The 20,716-nt window shown below is 68.8% G+C and carries 18 protein-coding genes; 7 read left to right on the top strand and 11 right to left on the bottom strand.

Annotation, left to right across the window (positions count from 1 at the left end; translation table 11 throughout):
• Nucleotides 1-143: 143 nt before the first annotated feature.
• The 8 genes from ACFFGH_RS03900 to ACFFGH_RS03865 form a co-directional block, all read right to left on the bottom strand.
• Complete coding sequence (locus tag ACFFGH_RS03900) at nucleotides 144-389, bottom strand: type B 50S ribosomal protein L31 (RefSeq protein ID WP_386664975.1); 246 nt, start codon at nucleotides 387-389, stop codon at nucleotides 144-146.
• 69 nt (nucleotides 390-458) lie between these two features.
• Nucleotides 459-1,394, bottom strand: coding sequence for a nucleoside hydrolase (locus ACFFGH_RS03895; RefSeq protein WP_386664974.1), 936 nt, complete (start codon nucleotides 1,392-1,394; stop codon nucleotides 459-461).
• Between the two features lie 69 nt (nucleotides 1,395-1,463).
• On the bottom strand, nucleotides 1,464-3,617 hold the full coding sequence (recG, locus tag ACFFGH_RS03890) for an ATP-dependent DNA helicase RecG (protein ID WP_386664972.1): 2,154 nt from the start codon (nucleotides 3,615-3,617) through the stop codon (nucleotides 1,464-1,466).
• A 7-nt stretch (nucleotides 3,618-3,624) separates the two neighbouring features.
• Nucleotides 3,625-4,005 (bottom strand): RidA family protein, encoded by a 381-nt coding sequence (locus ACFFGH_RS03885; protein WP_386664971.1) that lies wholly within the window; start codon nucleotides 4,003-4,005, stop codon nucleotides 3,625-3,627.
• 103 nt (nucleotides 4,006-4,108) lie between these two features.
• The gene (locus tag ACFFGH_RS03880; protein ID WP_386664969.1) at nucleotides 4,109-6,295 is read right to left on the bottom strand and encodes a RelA/SpoT family protein; all 2,187 of its coding nucleotides are present in this window, start codon (nucleotides 6,293-6,295) and stop codon (nucleotides 4,109-4,111) included.
• Between the two features lie 118 nt (nucleotides 6,296-6,413).
• Nucleotides 6,414-6,713 (bottom strand): DNA-directed RNA polymerase subunit omega, encoded by a 300-nt coding sequence (gene rpoZ / locus ACFFGH_RS03875; RefSeq protein WP_386664967.1) that lies wholly within the window; start codon nucleotides 6,711-6,713, stop codon nucleotides 6,414-6,416.
• A 150-nt stretch (nucleotides 6,714-6,863) separates the two neighbouring features.
• Complete coding sequence (gene gmk, locus ACFFGH_RS03870) at nucleotides 6,864-7,487, bottom strand: guanylate kinase (RefSeq protein ID WP_386664966.1); 624 nt, start codon at nucleotides 7,485-7,487, stop codon at nucleotides 6,864-6,866.
• Between the two features lie 123 nt (nucleotides 7,488-7,610).
• Entirely contained in the window at nucleotides 7,611-8,483 is an 873-nt protein-coding gene (locus tag ACFFGH_RS03865) for a YicC/YloC family endoribonuclease (RefSeq protein ID WP_386664964.1), read from the bottom strand.
• 102 nt (nucleotides 8,484-8,585) lie between these two features.
• On the opposite strand from ACFFGH_RS03865, the gene rph reads away from it, so the two are divergent.
• From rph to ACFFGH_RS03840, 5 genes are all read left to right on the top strand, one after another.
• On the top strand, nucleotides 8,586-9,341 hold the full coding sequence (gene rph / locus ACFFGH_RS03860) for a ribonuclease PH (protein ID WP_386664963.1): 756 nt from the start codon (nucleotides 8,586-8,588) through the stop codon (nucleotides 9,339-9,341).
• Nucleotides 9,338-9,964, top strand: a complete 627-nt coding sequence (gene rdgB, locus ACFFGH_RS03855) for an RdgB/HAM1 family non-canonical purine NTP pyrophosphatase (protein WP_386664962.1) — start codon at nucleotides 9,338-9,340, stop codon at nucleotides 9,962-9,964. The genes rph and rdgB overlap by 4 nt, the downstream gene beginning before the upstream one ends.
• 522 nt (nucleotides 9,965-10,486) lie before the next feature.
• On the top strand, nucleotides 10,487-11,644 hold the full coding sequence (hemW, locus tag ACFFGH_RS03850; RefSeq protein ID WP_386664961.1) for a radical SAM family heme chaperone HemW: 1,158 nt from the start codon (nucleotides 10,487-10,489) through the stop codon (nucleotides 11,642-11,644).
• Between the two features lie 158 nt (nucleotides 11,645-11,802).
• Nucleotides 11,803-13,938 (top strand): DUF1631 family protein, encoded by a 2,136-nt coding sequence (locus ACFFGH_RS03845; protein ID WP_386664959.1) that lies wholly within the window; start codon nucleotides 11,803-11,805, stop codon nucleotides 13,936-13,938.
• Nucleotides 13,935-14,315, top strand: coding sequence for a PilZ domain-containing protein (locus tag ACFFGH_RS03840; RefSeq protein ID WP_386664958.1), 381 nt, complete (start codon nucleotides 13,935-13,937; stop codon nucleotides 14,313-14,315). The genes ACFFGH_RS03845 and ACFFGH_RS03840 overlap by 4 nt, the downstream gene beginning before the upstream one ends.
• 17 nt (nucleotides 14,316-14,332) lie before the next feature.
• Here the strand turns inward: ACFFGH_RS03840 and ACFFGH_RS03835 are convergent, their stop codons facing one another.
• Complete coding sequence (locus tag ACFFGH_RS03835) at nucleotides 14,333-17,002, bottom strand: bifunctional diguanylate cyclase/phosphodiesterase (protein WP_386664956.1); 2,670 nt, start codon at nucleotides 17,000-17,002, stop codon at nucleotides 14,333-14,335.
• 10 nt (nucleotides 17,003-17,012) lie between these two features.
• Between ACFFGH_RS03835 and pepQ the strand changes: the two genes are divergently transcribed.
• Together pepQ and ACFFGH_RS03825 are read left to right on the top strand one after the other, a co-directional pair.
• The gene (pepQ, locus tag ACFFGH_RS03830; protein WP_386664954.1) at nucleotides 17,013-18,347 is read left to right on the top strand and encodes a Xaa-Pro dipeptidase; all 1,335 of its coding nucleotides are present in this window, start codon (nucleotides 17,013-17,015) and stop codon (nucleotides 18,345-18,347) included.
• A 34-nt stretch (nucleotides 18,348-18,381) separates the two neighbouring features.
• Entirely contained in the window at nucleotides 18,382-18,753 is a 372-nt protein-coding gene (locus ACFFGH_RS03825) for a CrcB family protein (protein WP_386667331.1), read from the top strand.
• Between the two features lie 29 nt (nucleotides 18,754-18,782).
• Here ACFFGH_RS03825 and ACFFGH_RS03820 read toward each other — a convergent pair whose 3' ends face one another.
• Nucleotides 18,783-20,120, bottom strand: coding sequence for an aminopeptidase P N-terminal domain-containing protein (locus tag ACFFGH_RS03820; RefSeq protein WP_386664952.1), 1,338 nt, complete (start codon nucleotides 20,118-20,120; stop codon nucleotides 18,783-18,785).
• Nucleotides 20,120-20,686, bottom strand: a complete 567-nt coding sequence (locus ACFFGH_RS03815; protein ID WP_386664951.1) for a UPF0149 family protein — start codon at nucleotides 20,684-20,686, stop codon at nucleotides 20,120-20,122. Before ACFFGH_RS03815 ends, ACFFGH_RS03820 begins: the two co-directional genes overlap by 1 nt.
• Nucleotides 20,687-20,716: the final 30 nt, after the last annotated feature.

The raw sequence follows: 20,716 nt of genomic DNA, 5'->3' as shown, positions 1-20,716 counted from the left end.
ATTATCGCACAACGGTGCCGTACGGACCCGGCTGCGGCACTGGACCATCGGCGTATGGCGGCGCATCCGGCGCTCGTGCCTAGAAATGCAAAACGGCCGCCCAAGGGCGGCCGTTCGCAATCCGGTCGGCGATGCCGGCGGAATTATTTCTGCGCGTAACGCTTGCGGAACTTGTCCACGCGGCCGCTGGTATCGAGCAGCTTCTGCTTGCCCGTGTAGAACGGGTGCGACGCAGACGAGATGTCGACCTTGATCAGCGGGTATTCCTGCCCGTCCTCCCACTTGATCGATTCCTTGCTGCCAAGGGTCGAGCGGGTGCGGAACTGGAAATCGGTGGTGACGTCCTGGAAGATGACGTCGCGGTATTCGGGATGGATGCCGGCCTTCATGGCACTCACCAATCGTCTGCGGGGAAAGCGCGGCAGTATAGCTGCCAGGTTGCGGACTACGCAAGCCCGTCAGCAGGCGGCGAGCGCCGCCTGGATCATCCGCTCGAAACGGACCTGCTCGTAGCGCATGAGGATGGCCGCGTTGTCGTGCCCGCCCATCTGCCGCTGCCAGTCGACCACGGTGGCGCCACGCGTGTGGCGTCCGTCGAGCTCGACCACGACCGGTCGCTCGACCAGCTTGAGCGTCCCGCCCGGCGCAAGCGCATAAGCCATCGCTAGTGCGTCAGCCGAGTGCCAGCGTTCGCCCCGCCGCTCGGCTGACCACGCCCGCGTCTGCCGCGAGATGTCGTCGTAGAAGCGGGCGCGGGGGCTGTCCGCACGCAGCCACTCGTCCACCTGCGTGTGCAGCAGGCCATGCGCGATCACGGCTTCCCAGTCGACCAGCTCGATCTTGGGAAACGCCGAGAACACGATGTGCGCCGCTTCCGGATCGAACGCGATGTTGAATTCGGCCGCGGCGGTGATGTTGCCGTGGGCGCTGACGGCGCCGCCCATGACCACGATGCGCGCGATGCGCTGCGGCAGCGTCGGATCGAGCCTGAGCGCGAGCGCGATGTTGGTCAGCGGCCCCAGGGCAACCAGCAGCAGTTGTCCGGCGTGCTCGTGCGACAGACGAAGGATCGCAAGCGCGGCGTGCTCGGCTTCGGCGCCGCGTACCGCCGGCGCGTAGCCGACGTCGCCGAAGCCGTCCTGCCCGTGCACGTAGGCGGCATCGCGTGCGGGGTGCAACAACGGCGATGCGCATCCGGCGAAAACCGGCACGTCGACGCCAGCGACCTCGCAGAGCTTGAGCGCGTTCGCGACGGTGTGCCGCAGCCCGACGTTGCCCGCGGCAACGGTGAGTCCCACGACCGAATGGCGTGGGTCGTTGAACGCCATCAGCAGGGCGAGGGCGTCATCGACGCCGGGATCGGTATCGATCAGAAGAGGAGTGGTCGAAGTCATCGGATGATTATGAATGCTGCACCCGTGCACTCGGCGATACGACGACCGGGAACCTGTCGCACCCGACAATCAGGCCGATGCGTAACGTGTTGCACTGCCGATCCAGCGCTCGACGATGCGCTCGGCGATCACGGGCGAGGTTGCGAGTAACTGGTCGGCGGCCTCGTGCACCTGCGGCAGCAGGTCCGCATCGCGCCCCAGGTCGGCCAGTCGGAATCCGGCCAGGCCGGTCTGGCGCGTGCCGAGCAACTCGCCCGGGCCGCGCAGCTCGAGGTCTTTCTCGGCGATCACGAAGCCGTCGTTGGTTTCGCGCATCGTCTCCAGACGCTCGCGCGCCAACTGCGAGAGCGGTGACTGGTACAGCAGCACGCAGCTCGACACCGCACTGCCCCGCCCCACGCGTCCACGCAACTGGTGCAGCTGCGCAAGGCCGAGGCGTTCGGCGTTTTCGATGATCATCAGTGATGCGTTCGGCACGTCGACGCCGACTTCGATCACCGTGGTCGCCACGAGCAGGTCGATCTCGCCATCCTTGAATGCGCGCATCACCGCCTGCTTTTCAGCGGGCTTGAGCCGGCCGTGCACGAGCCCGACCCGCAGGCCCGGCAGCTGGCTCGACAGTGCTTCGAACGTGGTCTGCGCGGCCTGCGCCTCGATGCGCATGCCGCGGCCCTGCCCGGGCTTGCCGGGCTCCTCGCTTTCCTCGATCAGCGTGCAGACCCAATAGGCCTGGCGGCCTTCGGCGCACGCGCGCCGGATGCGTTCGACGAGTTCGGGGCGGCGCTCGGCGCTGAGTGCCACGGTCTGCACCGGCGTGCGGCCGGGCGGCAGCTCGTCGATTGCCGACAGGTCCAGGTCGGCATAGGCCGCCATCGCGAGCGTGCGTGGGATCGGCGTGGCGGTCATTACGAGCTGATGCGGGACCACCGACTCCGCGCCGACCACGCCGCCGGCGCCCTTGTCGCGCAGCGCCAGCCGCTGATGCACGCCGAACCGGTGCTGCTCGTCGACGATCGCAAGCGCGAGGTCGCGGAATACCACGCCCTCCTGCATCAGCGCATGCGTGCCGACAACAAGCTGCGCATCGCCTTCCGCGACCTCGGCAAGCGCTTTCGCTCGCGCGCGACCTGTGACCTTGCCGGCCAGCCACGCCACACGCACCCCGAGCGGCTCGAGCCATGCGCGCAGGTTGTTCAGATGCTGCTCGGCGAGGAGTTCGGTCGGCGCCATCAGTGCGGCCTGCCGGCCAGCCGCCACCGCAAGCGTCGCGGCGAGCGCGGCCACGACCGTTTTGCCCGATCCGACATCGCCCTGCACGAGCCGCAGCATCGGCTGCGGCCGGCGCAGGTCCGCGAGGATCTCGTCGAACACGCGCTCCTGCGCGCCGGTGAGCGCGAACGGCAAGGCCGCGCGCAGGCGCTGCGCCAGCGCGGTGTCGGACAGCGCGTGCGCCGCGTACGACTGCTGGGCCAGGCGCTGGCGCCGCAGGCTCAGGTGATGGGCGAGCAGTTCCTCGATGACGAGGCGGCGCTGCGCCGGATGCGTGCCGGCCAGCAGCGCACCCACGTCGGCATCGGCCGGGGGGCGGTGCACGGTCAGCAGCGCCTCGCGCAGCGAAGGAAGTCGCAAGCGGATGCGCAGGTCGGACGGCAGCAGTTCGAGCGCGTCGTCGCCGGGCAGGCGATCCAGCGCAAGGCCGATCAGCCGGCGCAGCGAAGCCGGCCCCAGGCCTTCAATCGTCGGATAGACCGGATCAAGCGCGTTGCCGAGCTCGCTGCCTTCGTCGTCGTCGAGCACCCGATAACTTGGGTGCACGATTTCAAGACCGTTCTGGCCCGGCCGGGGCGTGCCGTAGCACCGCAGCCTTACACCGGGCTGGAACTGCGAGACCTGCGCGGCACGGAAATGAAAAAAGCGCAGCACCAGCGTCGAGCGTGAATCGTCGACGATCGCCACGCGCAGGGTCGGGCGATAGCGGAAACCGCGCTCGACGGCTTCCACGCGGCCTTCGACCTGGGCGGCGACCCCGGGCTGCAGGGCGCGGATCGGCGTGATCCGTGTGCGGTCTTCGTACTGCCGGGGCAGCTGCAGCCACAGATCCTGCAGCGTGACGAGGCCACGCGCAGCGAGCTTTTCGGCGACTTTCGGGCCGCAGCCCGGCAGCGTCGTCAGCGGGGTCTCACCGAGCGCCGCAAGCGCAGGTGCGGGACGCGGGCGCGGCATCGCAGGCTCAGTCGAGCACCATGACCGCATCGACCTCGAACGCCGCGCCGCGCGGCAGGCCAGCGACTTCGATCGTCGAGCGGGCCGGATACGGTGCCTGGAAGTACTCGGCCATGACTGCATTGACCGCGCCGAACTCGCCGAGGTCGGTCAGGTACAGGCCGAGCCGAACGATCTGCGCGAGTGAACCCCCAGCTGCCTCTGCGACCGCACGCAGGTTGTCGAACGCCTGCCGCGCCTGCACAGCGGCGTCGCCTTCGACCAGCGCGCCGCTTTCCGGGTGGAGCGCGATCTGGCCGGAAAAATAGACGGTGTTGCCGGCGCGGACGGCCTGCGAGTATGGACCAATGGCGGCCGGGGCGCGGTCGGTGTGGATGATCTGGGCCATGCGGGTCTGGACGTGGGAAGGGACGTGAATCGTACAGGCCACCGGCTCATGCGGCGCGACACGCCGGCCCGGCGCATGGGCCGCCCGGGCCGCACACCTTGAATCAGATGCGCTGTACGCCGAGCACGACGCCCAGTCGGCGCACCCGCCGCAGCACGTCGGCGAGGTGGCGGCGGTCGCCCACCTCGATCGCAAAGCGCAGCACTGCCAGGTTCGTGTCGCGCTCGAGATATTCGACGCGGTCGATGTTGGAACCGGCCTCGGCGATCGCGGCCGCCACCTGCGCAAGCGCACCGGGGCGATTGTCGAGCTCGACGCGCAGCGCCGCGCCGAAATCGCCGCGCACCTCGCGGTCCCAGCCGATCGCCACCCAACGGTCGGGCGACTTGCGGTAGTCGGCGACGTTCGGACATTCGAGGCGATGCACCACCACGCCCCGGCCGGCCGTGTGGTAGCCCATGATTTCATCGCCGGGCACCGGCAGGCAGCAGTTCGCGAAGCTCACCACGCCGCGCTCGGCGCCGGTGATGAGGATCTTGTCCTCCGGCAGGCCTGAAGCAACGATGCGCTGCCGCCCCGCCGCTTCGCGTACCAGGGTCGAAGCGACCTGCTGCGGCATGCGGTTGCCGAGCGCGATGTCGGCCAGCAGCGCCTCGAGGCGCGGATAGCGATGCTCGTGCAGATACGCATCCAGCCGCGCGGCCGGCAGCCGCTCGATCGACGTGTCAAGCACCTCGAGCGCACGGTCGAGCATGCGGTGACCGAGCTGGACCGCGTCCTCATGTTCGAGCTGCTTGAGCTGCTGCCGGATCGCGGTGCGCGCCTTGCCCGACACCACGAACTCCAGCCACTGCGGCTTCGGCAGCGATGCCTTCGCAGTGATGATGTCGACGCGCTGGCCGCTCGAGAGTTTGGTACGCAGCGGGACCAGGCGCCCATCGACGCGCGCAGTCACGGCATGGTTGCCGATGTCGGTATGCACCGCATACGCGAAATCCAGTGCAGTCGCGTTGCGGGGCAGCGACAGGATGTCGCCCTTCGGCGTGAACAGGTAGACCTCGTCGGGGAACAGGTCGACCTTGACGTTCTCGAGGAACTCCAGCGATGAGCCGGTCGAACGCTGTGATTCGACGAGCCCGTTGATCCAGTGATGCGCACGGCTCTGGGCGCTGTTCGGTCCTTCGCCGCCGTGCTTGTACGACCAGTGCGCCGCGATGCCGCGCTCGGCGACCAGGTCCATTTCCTCGGTGCGAATTTGCACTTCGACCGGCGAGCCGTAGGGGCCGAACAGCACCGTGTGCAACGACTGGTAGCCGTTCGCCTTCGGGATCGCGATGAAGTCGCGGAACCGCGAATCCAGCGGCTTGTACGCCGCATGCACGACGCCGAGCGCGTGATAGCAATCAGGCACCGAACGCACGACGACCCGATAACCGAACACGTCCATCACCTGTGTGAAGTTCTTGTGCTCGGCGCGCATCTTCGAATAGATGCTCCAGGGCGACTTCACCCGGCTGATCAGCCGATGGTTGAGCTTTTCCTTCGCCAGGCGCTGGGCGAGGTTCGCCTCGATCTGCACCAGTGATTCGCGCCGCACCACCGGCTGTGTGCGAATGCGTTTTTCGATGACTGCATGGCGCCACGGGTGCAGCGCGCGGAAGCCGAGGTCCTGCAGTTCGGCCTTGATCAGGTTCATGCCGAGCCGCTGCGCGATCGGCGCATAGATCTCCAGCGTCTCGCGCGCGATGCGGTGGCGCGCCTCCATGCTCTGCGCGCCGAGCGTGCGCATGTTGTGCAGGCGGTCGGCAAGCTTGATCAGGATGACGCGCAGATCGCGCGACATCGCGAGCAGCATCTTGCGGAAGCTTTCGGCCGCGGCTTCCTGACGATCGCGGAAGTGCAGCTTGTCGAGCTTGGTGACGCCGTCAACAAGTTCGGCGACCGTGGCACCGAACTCGCTGACGAGCTGCTCGTGCGTGAGCGGCGTGTCCTCGAGGGTGTCGTGCAGGATCGCCGCGATCAGCGTCTCAACATCCAGGCCCTGGTCGGCCAGCACCTTGGCCACTGCGACCGGATGCGTGATGTACGGCTCGCCGGACTTCCGTGTCTGGCCGGCATGCGCGGCGGCGCCGACCGACCACGCCCGCCTGAGCACCGCGCGCTGCTCGTCATTGAGGTAATGCGCAGCTCGTTCGAGTTCAGCGACGTAGTCCGGCACCCGCGCGTCGTCGCCGGCAGCCGGTGGCACGGCCGGCACGGATGCGCGGGCGGCGGACGTGGAAGGGATCATGAAGGCAATCTACGCGGGGCATGCGCCGCCGCGCAACGCGCTTGCCAAATGCAAACAAAACGGCCCCGCAGTGCGGGGCCGGATTTCGTCGCTGCCGGCCCGTAGCCGGCGGCGCAGGTCAGTCGTCGTTCTTCGACATGTCCTCGTCAGCGACGACTTCGGCAGCAGCCCACTCCATCGCCTCGCGCTCCTTGCGCTCACGCTCGGCCTTCTCGACCGCGTCGATGTAGTCGTTGTCGATGCGGCGCGCGGCGATCTCGCGCAGCGCCATCACCGTCGGCTTGTCGTTGTGTTCGGTGTTGTCGAGCTGCGGCTCGACGCCATTGGCGAGCTGGCGCGCGCGCTTGGCGGCCATCATCACGAGTTCGAAGCGGTTGTCGACCACTTCCAGGCAATCTTCAACGGTAATGCGGGCCATGGGGCTCCCGGCGGCCGGAGGCCGTCGCTGCGGATACAAGGGACCGGCGAGTGTAGCGACGCCGGGCAGCCGCGGCAAGCTGCCGCTTATGAATCAGTCGCTTAGCCCGGCCCGCCAGTGATCGACGCCTGACGGTCGGCCGACCTGCAATCAGCGCGGCTCGTCGGCGAGCAGCGCGGTGATCAGGCGCGCGTGCCGGGCCACCTGCGGTTCACGACGCAGGCGGCTGGCGGTGAAGATCGCGCACATCTCGCTGACCGCGACGTCGAAGTGCTCGTTGACGATCACGTAATCGAACTCGCCGTAATGGCTCATCTCCTCGCGCGCCGCTGCCAGCCGCTGCGCGATCACGGCCTCGCTGTCCTGCCCGCGCGCGCGCATGCGCTGCTCCAGCGCCTGCCGCGACGGCGGAAGAATGAACACGCTGACCGCGCCCGGCACCTTCTGCCGGACCTGCCGCGCGCCCTGCCAGTCGATTTCGAGCAGCACGTCGCGTCCGGACGCAAGCTGCGGCTCCACCGACTGCCGGGCCGTGCCCTTCCAGTCGCCGTGCACGCGGGCGTGCTCGAAGAAGTCGCCGGCAGCGACCATCCCCTCGAACTGCCCGGCGCTGACGAAGTGGTAATGCTCGGCGTGGCGCTCACCGGGCCTTGGCGCGCGCGATGTAAACGAGATCGACAGGGCGATGTTCGGGTCGCGTGCGAGCACCGCGTTGACGATGCTCGATTTCCCGGCGCCGGATGGCGCTGCGACGATGAAGAGGGTTCCGCGCATAGGGCCGGGATCTCAGGGCTCGGGGTCGATCCGGACTTCGCTGCCGCGCACCGAAGCGGAACCGGGCCGTGAATCCTACCCGCTTTTGCGGGCCGCCAAATCCGCCGCGGCGGGGCCTGCGCTCTACTCGATATTCTGGATCTGCTCGCGCACCTGGTCGATCAGCAGCTTGAGCTCCACGGCCGCCGCGGAGCTGCGCGCATCGACCGACTTCGAGCCCAGCGTGTTCGCTTCGCGGTTGAACTCCTGCAGCAGGAAGTCCAGCCGCCGACCGACCGCCTCGCGCAGCTTCAGCACGCGCCGGGCCTCGCTGACATGCGCGTCCAGCCGATCGAGCTCCTCGTCGACGTCGAGCTTCTGCAGCCACAGCACGAATTCCTGCTCGATGCGGCCGGCGTCGACTGCCACGCTGCTGCCCTGCAGCAGGTCGCCCAGGCGTGCCTGCAACTTCGCGCGCTGGCCGGTGCGGATCTGCGGCATCAGCGTGCGGACGTCACCTGCGATGCGCGCGATGCCGTCGATGCGCTCGGCGATCGCCGCCTGCAGCTTCGCGCCCTCGCGTTCGCGCGCCGCGATGAATTCATCGAGCACCGTATCGAGCAGCGCGAGTGCCTGGGCCTGCAGTTCCGCCGGATCGGCCGCCTGCGTCTGCAGCACGCCCGGGAACTGCACGAGGTCGGTGAAATGGGTATGCAGCCCCGGAAACTGCGCCGACAGTTCGATCGCCAGCGCGCTCAGCTCGCGAACACGCACCGGGTTGACCTGCAGCCCGCCCTCGCCTTCCGGCGCGCGCAGCCGCAGCACCAGGTCGAGCTTGCCGCGGGTCACCCGCGCACCGACGCGCTCGCGCAGCAGCGGCTCGAACACGCGCAGCTCGTCGGGCAGGCGTACGGCGAGCTCGAGGAAGCGGTGGTTCACCGAACGCAGCTCGCAGGCGAGCGTGCCCCATGGAGTGCTGCGCTCGGCGTTGGCAAAAGCGGTCATGCTGCGGATCACGGGCGTCTCCTCACCCGCTACGGGGCGGCGCTGGGCACCGGCCGGCCGGCCGGAAAGGGGCGAATGGTAAGCTCGCTCGCCCCGTTATCGGTAAAAACCGGCATGAGCGCTGGCACGCAGACCATCCTCCGACCCAGTGGTCGGCGCCCCGATGAACTGCGCGAGGTCCGCATCGAGCGCGGGTTTACGCGCCATGCCGAGGGCTCGGTGCTGGTGAGCTTCGGCGACACACGCGTGCTGTGCACCGCGAGCGTCGAGAACAAGGTGCCGCCGTTCCTGCGCGGCAAGGGCGAAGGCTGGGTCACGGCCGAGTACGGCATGCTTCCGCGCTCGACGAACACCCGCAACGACCGCGAGGCCGCACGCGGCAAACAGGGCGGACGCACGCTCGAGATCCAGCGCCTGATCGGCCGCTCGCTGCGCGCGTGCATCGACCGCAAGCTGCTGGGCGAGCGTACGATCACGCTCGACTGCGACGTGCTGCAGGCCGACGGCGGCACGCGCACGGCCGCGATCACCGGCGCATACGTGGCGCTTGTCGACGCGGTGCGCTGGCTGCAGGCGCGCGGCGAGATCAAGTCCGGCAGCAACCGGCGCGACCCGGTGTTCGGCGCCGTCGCGGCCGTGTCGGTCGGCATCTGGAAAGGCGTTCCGGTGCTCGACCTCGATTACGCTGAAGACTCGGACTGCGACACCGACATGAATGTGGTCATGAACGACGGCGGCGGCTTCATCGAGCTGCAGGGCACGGCCGAAGGGCATGCGTTCCGACGCGACGAGCTCAACGCGATGACCGCGCTGGCCGAAGCCGGGATTGCGCAGCTGGTCGAGATCCAGCGCGAGGCGCTTGCAAGGTGAAACGGATCGTCGTCGCGAGCGGCAATCGCGGCAAGCTTGCGGAGTTCGCCGACCTGCTTGCCGGCAGCGGCATCGAATGGGTCGCGCAGCATGAGCTCGGCGTCAGCGATGCCGAGGAAACCGGCCTGACCTTCGTCGAGAACGCGCTGTTGAAAGCGCGCCACGCCGCGCGCCTGACCGGGCTGCCGGCGCTTGCCGACGACTCGGGCCTGTGTGTGGACGCGCTCGGCGGGGCGCCCGGGCTGCTGTCGGCACGCTATGCCGGCACGCACGGCGACGCACAGGCAAATATCGCCAAGCTGCTCGCCGCCCTGCAGGACGTACCGGAAGACCAGCGCGGCGCGCATTTCTATGCCGTGATCGTGCTGCTGCGCCATGCCGAGGATCCGCAGCCGCTGGTGGCCGAAGGCGTCTGGCGCGGACGCGTCCTCGAGGCGGTCGCAGGCGACGGCGGCTTCGGCTACGACCCGGTGTTCTTCGACCCCGTGCACGGCTGCAGCGCCGCGCAGCTCGATCCGGCGCTGAAGAACCGCATCAGCCACCGTGCCCAGGCGCTGGCTGCACTGCGTGCGCGTCTGCTGCAGGACAGTCCGGTGGAGCTGGCGGAGCCGGCGGCAGACTGACCTGGGCGGGTGCGCAGCAACGGCGCAGGGGCGACGCAAGCGACGGGTGCGTAGGGCGACGATGCGCCGCAAGGCCTGATCTCTGATCTCTGATCTCTGATCTCTGATCTCTGAGGTCTGATCTCTGAGGTCTGAGGTCTGAGGTCTGAGGTCTGAGGTCTGCGACAGGCGGCAGGCAATGCAGGCGCCTTTCCCCAACCGAAGCATCGAATCGCCACGCGTGAGCCGGGCGGCGGGCTGTCGTGGCGAGTGCGCCATGGATGGCGCACGGCCCCAACTCGGGGCAGGAAGCCCCGACGGCGGGGCGCCGCTACAGCCCGCCGTTCGGCTCACGCCCCCACGCACCCACCCGAAGCCAGCCCTATCCAGCCCGGAACCGCGGCCGCCCTGATCGCCCTCGCGCCAGCTGCGACCCGCCTGCCCCAGCAAGCCCCACCACGCCGCCCGCAGCCGACCTCCGCCTGAACCCTACCCGCCGCCACCCTCGCCGCGGCTTCGCCCGATGGGACAATCCGCCTCGTGATGCTGACCCCGCCCCCGCTCTCGTTGTACGTCCACATTCCGTGGTGCGTACGCAAATGCCCGTACTGCGATTTCAACTCGCACGAGCAGCGCGGCGAACTGCCGTTCGCGCAGTACGTCGACGCGCTGCTGGCGGACCTGGATTTCGACCTGCCGCTGGTCTGGGGCCGCACCGTGCACACAGTGTTCTTCGGTGGCGGCACGCCGAGCCTGATGCCGCCCGAGCAGATCGAGCGCTTCCTGCAGGGCGCCAGCAGCCGGCTGCGCTTCGCGCCGGGCTGCGAGATCACGATGGAGGCGAACCCGGGCACCGCCGAGTACGGCCGGTTCGAAGGTTACCGGTCTGCCGGCGTCAACCGGCTCAGCTTCGGCATCCAGAGCTTCGATGACGGTTGCCTGCAGCGGCTGGGCCGCATCCACGACAGTGGCGAAGCCGAGGCCGCAGTGCGGCTCGCGCAGGATGCCGGCTTCGACAACATCAACCTCGACCTCATGTACGCGCTGCCGCAGCAGACACTGTCGATGGCCGAGCACGACCTCGAACGCGCGTTCGCGCTGCAGCCGACGCACATCAGCCATTACCAGCTGACGCTGGAGCCGAACACCGTGTTCGCGGCCCGCCCGCCCGTGGGCATTCCCGACGAGGACGCCGGCTGGGACATGCAGGAGCGCTGCCAGCAGCTGCTCGCCCGGGCCGGCTACGGCCAGTACGAGGTCAGCGCCTATGCCCGCCCGGGCCGGCGCTGCGCGCATAACCTCAACTACTGGCGCTACGGCGATTACCTCGGCATCGGCGCGGGCGCGCACGGCAAGCTCACGCTTGGCCACGAGCAGACGATCCTGCGGCGCTGGAAACTCAAGCACCCCGCGCGCTACCTCGCCGCTGCGGGCACGCCCGACGCGATCGGGGGCGATGACCGCATCGAACCGGCCCGGCGGCCGTTCGAGTTCATGCTCAACGCGCTGCGACTCGTCGATGGCTTCGCGCTGGACGACTTCATCTACGGCACCGGGCTGCCGGTCGCGGCGATCGAGCCGTCGCTCGCCATCGCCGAAGAACGCGGCTGGCTGGAACGCGAGGGCGCACTGGTGCGGCCGACCGAACTGGGGCGCAGGTTCACGAACGACGTGGTTGAACTGTTCCTGTCGGAATCCTGACGAAGCGGCGGGAACGGTTCTTGCAACGCGACGGTAGGCGCTGCAGGACGTTGCAGCGAGGCCCGCGCCGGATGACAGCACCGCCCGCGCATGTTCAGATGGATCGACCCGGGGGAACCGTGCCCGCACCTTTGCAGCCGTTTGTCAGCCCACACCGGATGCCCTCGCTTGCCGCGGCCGCGCTGCCGCGTCGAGTTCGCGACGCGTTGCAGGCCGTGCTATCGCTCGTGCTCGACCACGTCGCCGGCCCACTCGAGCGCGTACTGGACGAGATCGAACAGCAGTTGCATCGATCGGCCGAACAGACCGACGACCTGACCCTCCGCGTCCAGCGGCTCGGTCAGCTGCGTGCCCTGCAGCGCAACCGCGACCGACTGGGCCCGCGCTTCATCGATCTGCTCGAAGCCGAGTTCGCGGCGATCCGCGAGCCGGTCGCGCCTGTCGCCCCGCCCCCGTCGAGCGCAGTAGGACCGTCGTCCACCTGGGAGCTGCGGCTGCTTGAAGACGACGAGGCCAGCGAGGACGCGCTGCTGCGCGCGATCACGATCCGCTACGAGTCCCGCGCAGGCCTGCCGCTGCAGCTGCTGGGCCAGCGCTTCGGCGTGCTGGGCGCGCGACCGGCGTTCGACGCCGAGCACCTGCCGGTTGGCCCGCATCGCATGACCGTGCTGCTGTCGCAGGCCGCCCAGGCGCTCGAGATCGCCCCGGAGACCCGCCTCACATTGCTGCAGAGCTTCGAGCAGCGCGTGCTCGCGCATTACGAAGCACTCGCCGCGGTGATGAACGACTCGCTGGCCCAGCACAACGTGCTGCCGAGCATGACGTTCGTGCCGCTGCGCACCAAACCCCGGCTGCACGGCGAGGCTGCTGACCCGACGCCGGCCGCACCGGCGCCTGCCGTCGCGGACGCAATCGCGCCGCCGGCCGCATCGTTCGATTTCATGCAGCAACTGCTCGCGCGCCGACGTGGGCTGATCGAGCGGCTGCGTGCCAATCCCGGCATGGGCCAGGCCCATGCGGCCACCGTCCCGACCGAAGAGGTCGTCGCGGCGCTCGCCCCGCTGCAGGGCCGTCCACTGCCGCCGATCGACCGGCTTCGTGATGAACTGCAGCGCCGGTTCGAGGCCAGCGGCGCGGGCGTGCTGTCGCCGATCGACGCCGATGTATTCGAGTTGTTCGGCCTGATGCACGCCCAGATCACCCGACAGTTGCGTCCCGGCAGCGCGAGCGTCGCCTTGCTTGAGCGCCTGCAGGCGACGGTGTTGCGCGAGGCGCTGCAGGACCACGCGTTTTTCGACCGGCCGCAGCATCCCGCACGACAGTTGCTCGAGGCAGTCGCCGCGCCCGGCGTGCTCGGGTCCGCGGACGACGACCTCGACCCGCAGCTTCGCAGCGCGCTCGAACACGCCGTCAACCAGGTGATCGAACGCAACGACGACGATCCGCGTGCGTTCGAAGCCGCGAACGAAGCGATACAGGAGCAGCTACGCGCACTCGCGCGGCGCAGCGAAGTGGCCGAGCGGCGCCAGGTCGAGTCGGCTCGCGGCAAGGAGCGGCTGGCCGACGCGCGCGAGCGTGCCGCGGCGCTCATCCGGGGCCTGCTCGGCGAGCGGTCCCTGCCACGCGTGCTGCAGGCGCTGATCCACCAGGCCTGGGCCGATGTGCTGACGCTGACGCTGCTGCGCCACGACGCGTCCAGCGCCGAGTGGAGCGTGCAGATGGACACGACCCGCCAGATCATCGCGGTGGCCGTCGGTGAACCGCCACCGGCAGGACTCGACGTGCGCATCCGAGAGGCGCTGACGCTGATCGGCTATCACGAGGAAGAAGCGGCGGCGATTGCATCGCACCTGGGCGCCGGCATCGGGCTGGACGAGGATTCGGCGGCCTCCAGGACCGAGCTGGTCATGCGGCTGAAGGCGCGTGCGCGCCTCGGCGGCCAGGCGCTGCCCGAGATCCGCCCGTCCGCCCCGCTCGAGCCCGACGAACAGGCGCAACTGGAGCTGCTGCGCACGATGCGCGCAGGCGGCCAGTTCGAATTCATCGACGAGGCGGGCACCTCCGTCAGGCGGCGGCTTGCGTGGATCGGACCGGTCACGAACGCCACGCTGTTCGTCAACCGCCGCGGCCAGCGCGCAGCCGAATACACGCTCGACGAACTGGCGCGCATGCTCGCAAAAGGCGCGGCCCGACCGGTCGGCGACGACGGCCGCAGCGTCGTCGATCGCGCCTGGGAAGCCACGCTGGCCAGCCTCCGTCGCTTCGGCCACGACGATACGGCGGCCGCGTCATGAGCCCGCACGTACTGCAGTCCGCCGGCAACGTGCACAACCTCCGTCGCGCGCGCCGGCGGCGGATCGAAGGCACCGTGCTGGTGACCGACGCGATGACCGACGCGATCGTCGGACGGATCGGCAACCTCTCCGAAACCGGCATGCTGCTGATCGCGACGGCCCCGCTCGTCGATGATGCGCTCTACCAGTTCCGTTACTCACTATCGATGCACGGCGGTGCGCTGCTGTCGGTCGAGGCCGGCATGCATGCGTTGTGGCAGGACCGCAGCACGGGCTCGGGCCAGGCGTGGGTCGGGCTTCGGGCGATCTCGATCCCGGACCTGCAGCTGCAGCAGCTGCGCAACTGGCTCGACGCCCCGGGCGGCCGCTACGACTGACGGGCCAGGCCCGCCGGTCAGCTCTCGCGCTGGAACACCACGGTCTGCGGCCGGTGCAGGCCGAACCCCTGGGCGTAGTCGACGCCGATCTCCGCGAGCGCATCGGCGATCGCGTAGCCGGTCACCCATTCGGCAACGATCTTGAACCCGCGCTCGTGGCCGATGTCGGTCACCGCGCGCACGATCGCCCGGCTCATCGAGTCGTGCGTCAGATCGCGGATGAAGCTGCCATCGATCTTGATGATGTCCAGCGGCAAACTCTTGAGGTAGCCGAACGAGGACATGCCCGCACCGAAATCGTCGAGTGCGATGCGGCAACCCACCGCGCGCAGCGGCTCGATGAACCGCGTGACCTGCGCGAAGCTACGCACCGCGACGGTTTCGGTGATCTCGAAGCACACGCGCCTAGGGTCGACAGCATGGCGCTGCAGCAGCTCGAGAATCAGTGACGACAGCGCCTCGTCCTCGATGCTTGCGCCCGACAGGTTGATCGTTGCCAACTGCAACGATGTGCCGCTGGGATGCAGCCGGTCGAAGTTGCCGAGCACGGCTTCGATGACCCAGCGGTCGATCATCGGCATCAATCCGTAGCGCTCGGCCGCCGGGATGAATGCACCGGGCGCGACGATCTGGCCGTTTTCCTCCCGGAACCGCAGCAGCAATTCAATGCGCGCGCCGGCGTCGAGGTCGAGCGCCAGCGGCCACACCTCCTGGTACTGCAGCAGGAACCGGTTTTCATCAATCGCCCAGCGCAGCCGGTGCGCCCACTGCATCTCGTTGCGCCTGCGCGCGGCTTCATCGTCCTGCTCGCGATAGAAATGCACGCGGTTGCGGCCGGCTTCCTTCGCGAGATAGCACGCAGTGTCGGCCTGCGCGAACAGCTCCTTCGGGTTCGCCTCGGCATGCTCGACCATCACACCGCCGATGCTCGCGCTGATGGTGTAGCTGCGCTGCTCCCAGATGAACGCGTACGCATCGACCGCCTCACGCAGGCGCCCGGCGACGAGCTTCGCGCCCTCGAGGTCCTCGACACTCGTGGCCAGCACCCCGAATTCGTCACCGCCCAGGCGCGCGAGCACGTCGCCGCCGCGCAGCTGGTCACGCATCACGCCGGCCAGCTGCACGAGCAGCTGGTCGCCGGCCGCATGGCCGGAGGTGTCATTGATCAGCTTGAACTGGTCGAGGTCGATGAAAAACAGCGCGCACGGCGGCGCGCCGGCGGCGATGCCGGCGAGCACGTGATCGACGCGACGTTCGAATTCGCGCCGGTTCAGCAGCTCGGTCAACGCATCGTGCGTCGCCTGGTAGCCGAGCAGCTCGGTGAGCTGGCGCTGCTCGGAAATGTCCGACGCAACCATCAGCAGCTGCTGCTCGTCATCGAGCTGGACCGGCGCGATCGAGACCGAGGCCCAGAAGCGGTCGCCGTTCGCACTGCGAAGCAAGGCCTCGGCGTTGCTGCAGCCCGGATGGTCGCTGCGGCGAAGCTGCGCCCGCTGCTCGTCCTCATCGAACAGATCGGCCAACGCGAGCGTGCGGACGTGCCGCCCCAAGCGCAGCTGCGCGGCCTGGTTCGCGTACATGACCATGCCGTCGCGACTACGCGCCAGCAGCACCAGTGCCGGCAGCAGGTCGTTGAGCGCGCGGAACCGCGCTTCGCTCGCGCGATAGCGGCGGCTCATGCGTTCGCCCAGCGACAATGCGCGCTGGCGCGTGCTGACCAGCGAACCGACCAGCAGCGCAAACAGCACGCTGGCGCAGATGCCGGGCAGCAGCAGCGACTGCGTCCAGTCCAGCCGCGCGACCGCATGCTCGAGCGGGTGCATGTCGAGCTGCCAGGTGCGCCCGCCGACGTCCATCTCGACGCTGCGCTGCCAGTCGAACGCAACCGGGTCATGCGCGGCGGGATGCGAGTCGTACAGCGGCTGCGAACGTTCGCTGGTGACGTCGGTCACCTGCAGATGCAGCAATTGGCGGCTTTGCGCCGGCACTGCGTTGGCGATCAGATCGTTCACGAGAAACGACACCGCCAGCGAACCCTGCAGTCGTTCGAGCCGCTGCGCCGGCGTAACGGGCGGGGGACCGCTGCGATAGACCGGCAGGCGCAGCACCACGCCAGGTGACCGGCCCTGGCCCGGGGCGGCCTGCAGCAGCGGAAATGGTGCAGAAAGCGCCGGGCGGTTCGTGGCTGCCGAACCCAGCAATGCCTTCAGGTTCTCCGGCTGGCTGGTCACGTCCAGGCCGAGCAGGCGTTCGTTTTCCGGCAGCGGCGCGACGAGCACGACCGGAAAAAAGTCGCGACCATCACGCCGCTCCCGCTGCGCATACGCAAAGGCTTGCAGGCTCGGGAAGCGCGTCTGCGGCTCGAGGTTGGTGAAGCTTGCTGCGAATTCGTCGGGCTCGACCGATTGCGACGTCGCGTAGATCGTCTGCAATCCGCGCAGCAGCAGCGCCGCCTCTTCGATCCGGTCACGCAGCGCCGCATGGGTGTCGTTCGCCACCTGCTCCAGCCCCTGCCGACGACGTTCGTCGACGCGTTGCTGCTGCATCTGCGCCAGCCACACCGACAACGCAAGCCCGGCCAGCAGCGCAAGCAGGCTCCACAGCCCGGCCTGCCAGTGGTTCCATCCCTGTTCTGGCGGCTCCTGCGGGTCCTGCGCGAATCCGTCAGAATCCTTCGAGGCTTCCAAGAGACCCTCCATGATCGCCTCAGATATCGGCACGGCTTACGCCGCCCACGTCAGCGTACTGCAGCAACGCAGCGAACGCGCACTCGAGCGCGGTGGTTTCGATCATCTCGTCGTTCCCAGCGGCACGCTGCATTACCAGGTGTTCGACGATCGCGACTACGCGTACGCGGTCAATCCGCAGTTCAAGGCCTGGGCACCGTTGACCCGCAACCCCGGCAGCTGGCTTGTATTCACCCCGGGCCGCAAGCCGAAGCTCGTCTACCTGCAGCCGTTCGACTACTGGCACGTGGTACCGGAAGCGCCAAGCGGCTACTGGGTCGAACACTTCGACATCGTCGTGATCCGCACGCCCGAAGAAGCCGCACAGCACCTGCCGGCCGACGCCGCACGTTGCGCGATCCTCGGCGAGCCGCAGAGCGCGCTCGGCGATTACGTGCCGAACAATCCGCCTGCGGTCGTGCAGTACCTCGAGTACCACCGCGCGTTCAAGACGCCGTACGAGATCGAGATGATGCGTGGCGCATCGCGCACCGGCGTGCGTGCACACCGCGCGGCCGAGGCGGCGTTCCGCAACGGCGGAAGCGAGTTCGACATCCACCTCGCGTACTGCGCGGCTGCGCGTCAGGACGCGTTCGAGCTGCCGTATCGCAACATCGTCGCGCTCAACGAACACGGCGCAGTCCTGCACTACACCGAGCTGGACCGCGACGCGCCCGCTGACCCGCGCAGCTTCCTGATCGATGCAGGCGCCGCGCATGCGGGCTACGCGAGCGACATCACGCGCACCTACGCCCGCGACACCGGCAGCGAGTTCCAGCAGCTCATCGATGCGGTGGATGCCGCGCAGCAGCGCATGTGCGCGCAGGTGCGCGCCGGCATCGACTACAAGCGCATCCATCTCGACGCCCACCTCGCGTTGGCGGGCATCCTGAAAAACTTTGGGATCAGCCGGCTCTCGCCCGAGGCCGCGCTCGAGACCGGCGTCAGCAGCGTGTTCTTCCCGCACGGCATCGGCCACGGCATCGGCCTGCAGGTGCACGATGTCGCCGGGTTCGCCGAATCCGACCGCGGCGGCACGATCGCCAAGCCCGAAGGCCATCCCTACCTGCGGCTGACGCGCGTGCTCGAGCCCGGAATGGTCGTGACGATTGAACCGGGCATCTACTTCGCCGAGCTGCTGCTCGACGGACTGCGGCAGGGGCCGCATGCGGATGCGGTGGACTGGAACCGCATCGAGCAGTTCCGTCCGTACGGCGGCATCCGCATCGAGGACGACGTGGTCTGCACCGACGGCGACCCGATCAACCTCACGCGCGACGCGTACGCCGAGGCGGCAGCGAGCTGAGCGCTTCGGCGTGTCGCCCGGTCTTCCGACACTGATGCTGGTCATGCTCGGCGGCGCGCTCGGCGCTGCCGGGCGCTACTGGCTGGGCGGTTGGTTGCTCAAGCGCATGGGCGATGGCCTGCCGTGGGGCACGCTTGCCGCAAACCTGGCTGGATCGTTTCTCGCGGGCTTCATCGCCATCTGGCTCGAGCAGCGGGGCACGGCCGCGCTGCCATGGCGGGCGTTCCTGGTCGTCGGCGTGCTCGGTGCGCTGACGACGTATTCGTCGCTGATGCTCGAGTGCCTGCTGCTCGCGCGCGGCGCGCGCAGCGGGGTGATGCTCGGCTACCTCGCGGTCACGCTGGTCGGTGGGCTGTCGCTGGTCTGGCTCGGCGCGCAGCTCGCGCACTCACTGCGCGCAGCCTGATGCGGTAAGCGGCCGGCGGCGGTGCCCATTCAGGCAGCGCGTCGGCACGATCCCATGAAGTGTTCGATCTCGTCGGCGCTGCGTGCAAGACGGTCGGTCAACACCCGGTGCCCGTCCTTCGTGACCAGCACGTCATCCTCGATGCGGATGCCGATGCCGCGCCATTTCGCGTCCACGGTGGCATCGTCCGGCGCGATGTAGAGGCCGGGCTCGATCGTGAACACCATGCCCGGCTCGAGCAAACGTGACTGGCCATCGATGCGGTACTCGCCGACGTCGTGCACATCCAGGCCGAGCCAGTGCCCGGTCTTGTGCCGGTAGAAGCGCTTGTAGCTGCCGTCGGCGATGTTCTTGCCCAGCTTTCCACGCAGCAGGCCGAGCCGCAGCAGACCATCGGTGAGCGTTTCGACCGCGGCCAGGTGCCCCGCTTCGTACGCCACGCCGGGCCGGGCCTGCGCAAGCGCCGCAGCCTGTGCGGCAAGCACGAGGTCGTGCAGCGCGCGCTGGGCTTCAGTGAAGCGCCCGTTGACCGGGAACGTACGCGTGATGTCGGCGGCGTAGCTGCGGTATTCGGCGCCGGCATCGATGAGCACGAGGTCGCCGTCGCGCGCGGCAGCGTTATTGGCGTGGTAATGCAGCACGCAGCCGTTCGCGCCCGCGCCGACGATGCTGCCGTATGCAGGCACCGCGTCGTGCATGCGGAACACGCGCTCGATCTCGGCCTGCAGTTCGTACTCGCGGATGCCAGGCCGCGCGGCGTGCATCGCGGCCTCATGCGCCAGCACGGTGATGTCGGCCGCGCGCTGCATGAGCTTGATCTCGGCGGCGTCCTTGAACAGCCGCAGCTCGTCGAGCAGGTGGCCGAGTTCGAGGAACTCGTGGGGCGGCTGCGCCCCCTGGCGCACCATCGCGCGCACGCGGTTGAGCCAGCCGATCAGCTTGAGGTCGAACTCCTGGTCGCGGCCGAAGTGGTAGTACACCCGCGACCGGCCCTCGAGCAGGCCCGGCAGGATGTCGTCGAGATCAGTAATCGGATACGCGTCGTCAAGGCCGAACGCCTCGACCGCACCTTCCGGTCCGAAACGCGGCCCGTCCCAGCCTTCGCGCTCGGCATCTCGCTCGCGGCAGAACAGCAGCGTTTCGCCGTGCTTGCGGCCGGGCACGAGCACGAGCACCGATTCGGGCTCGGGAAAGCCGGTCAGGTACCACATGTCGGAATCCTGCCGGTACGGATAGAACGTGTCGCGGCTGCGGATGCGCTCGATCGCCGCGGGCACGATCACGATCGCGTCCTCACCGGCCAGACGCATCAACTGCTTGCGCCGGCGCGCGTGGTTCGCGGCCGGGATGCCGCTGGCGGACGCCATCAGTTCAGGCTCTGGCGGTGCTGCGCCGCGAGCACGCAGTCGCCATGCAGCAGCAGCGTGGCGACGCGCACGAATTCCTCGATCTCGACGAGCGCTTCCTCGTCCTCTTCATCGCCCTCGTCCTGCGGCTGAGCCGCGGCCAGCTTGGCGATATCGCCGAGCGCTTCGCGGCTTTCGTCTGACAGCGTCTTGGCACTGCCGGCCGCCAGTCCGAATGCGCCGAGAAAGCCGCGGCACCAGTCGAACAGCGCGCCGCTGCGCTCGACCAGCGACGCGTCCTCACCGGGCAGCAGCAGGTCGAACTCGAAGCTGCGATCGGCGAGCTGGGCGGCACTGACCGTGCGCAGCGTATCCAGTGCACCGCCGGCTGCAGGCGCCGGCAGCGCATCGTCGGCGAGCACGCGGGCCGGCCACTCGCGCACGCTGCCGCCGCCTCCGGCGAGCCAGCCGCACAGGGCGCCATGCAGTTCGGATGGGGAAGTCGCCAGCGAGAGCCGCGCGATTTCAGCGGCAACGGCGGAAAGGTCGGGCAGTTCGCCCGCGGACGGGAGCGCGTCGTCGTGCACGGCATCGATCAGGTGGGGGACGCCGCCAGT

The organism is Lysobacter korlensis (assembly GCF_042434515.1).
The sequence above is the reverse complement of the archived record's forward strand: the minus strand, read 5'-3'. Positions and strand labels throughout refer to the sequence as shown.

What these genes read in the sequence shown, in the direction of transcription:
- ACFFGH_RS03900 (WP_386664975.1), bottom strand. Translation starts at nt 389, where the DNA reads ATGAAGGCCGGCATCCATCCCGAATACCGCGACGTCATCTTCCAGGAC.
- ACFFGH_RS03895 (WP_386664974.1), bottom strand. Translation starts at nt 1,394, where the DNA reads ATGACTTCGACCACTCCTCTTCTGATCGATACCGATCCCGGCGTCGAT.
- recG (WP_386664972.1), bottom strand. Translation starts at nt 3,617, where the DNA reads ATGCCGCGCCCGCGTCCCGCACCTGCGCTTGCGGCGCTCGGTGAGACC.
- ACFFGH_RS03885 (WP_386664971.1), bottom strand. Translation starts at nt 4,005, where the DNA reads ATGGCCCAGATCATCCACACCGACCGCGCCCCGGCCGCCATTGGTCCA.
- ACFFGH_RS03880 (WP_386664969.1), bottom strand. Translation starts at nt 6,295, where the DNA reads ATGATCCCTTCCACGTCCGCCGCCCGCGCATCCGTGCCGGCCGTGCCA.
- rpoZ (WP_386664967.1), bottom strand. Translation starts at nt 6,713, where the DNA reads ATGGCCCGCATTACCGTTGAAGATTGCCTGGAAGTGGTCGACAACCGC.
- gmk (WP_386664966.1), bottom strand. Translation starts at nt 7,487, where the DNA reads ATGCGCGGAACCCTCTTCATCGTCGCAGCGCCATCCGGCGCCGGGAAA.
- rph (WP_386664963.1), top strand. Translation starts at nt 8,586, where the DNA reads ATGAGCGCTGGCACGCAGACCATCCTCCGACCCAGTGGTCGGCGCCCC.
- hemW (WP_386664961.1), top strand. Translation starts at nt 10,487, where the DNA reads ATGCTGACCCCGCCCCCGCTCTCGTTGTACGTCCACATTCCGTGGTGC.
- ACFFGH_RS03845 (WP_386664959.1), top strand. Translation starts at nt 11,803, where the DNA reads ATGCCCTCGCTTGCCGCGGCCGCGCTGCCGCGTCGAGTTCGCGACGCG.
- ACFFGH_RS03840 (WP_386664958.1), top strand. Translation starts at nt 13,935, where the DNA reads ATGAGCCCGCACGTACTGCAGTCCGCCGGCAACGTGCACAACCTCCGT.
- pepQ (WP_386664954.1), top strand. Translation starts at nt 17,013, where the DNA reads ATGATCGCCTCAGATATCGGCACGGCTTACGCCGCCCACGTCAGCGTA.
- ACFFGH_RS03825 (WP_386667331.1), top strand. Translation starts at nt 18,382, where the DNA reads ATGCTGGTCATGCTCGGCGGCGCGCTCGGCGCTGCCGGGCGCTACTGG.
- ACFFGH_RS03820 (WP_386664952.1), bottom strand. Translation starts at nt 20,120, where the DNA reads ATGGCGTCCGCCAGCGGCATCCCGGCCGCGAACCACGCGCGCCGGCGC.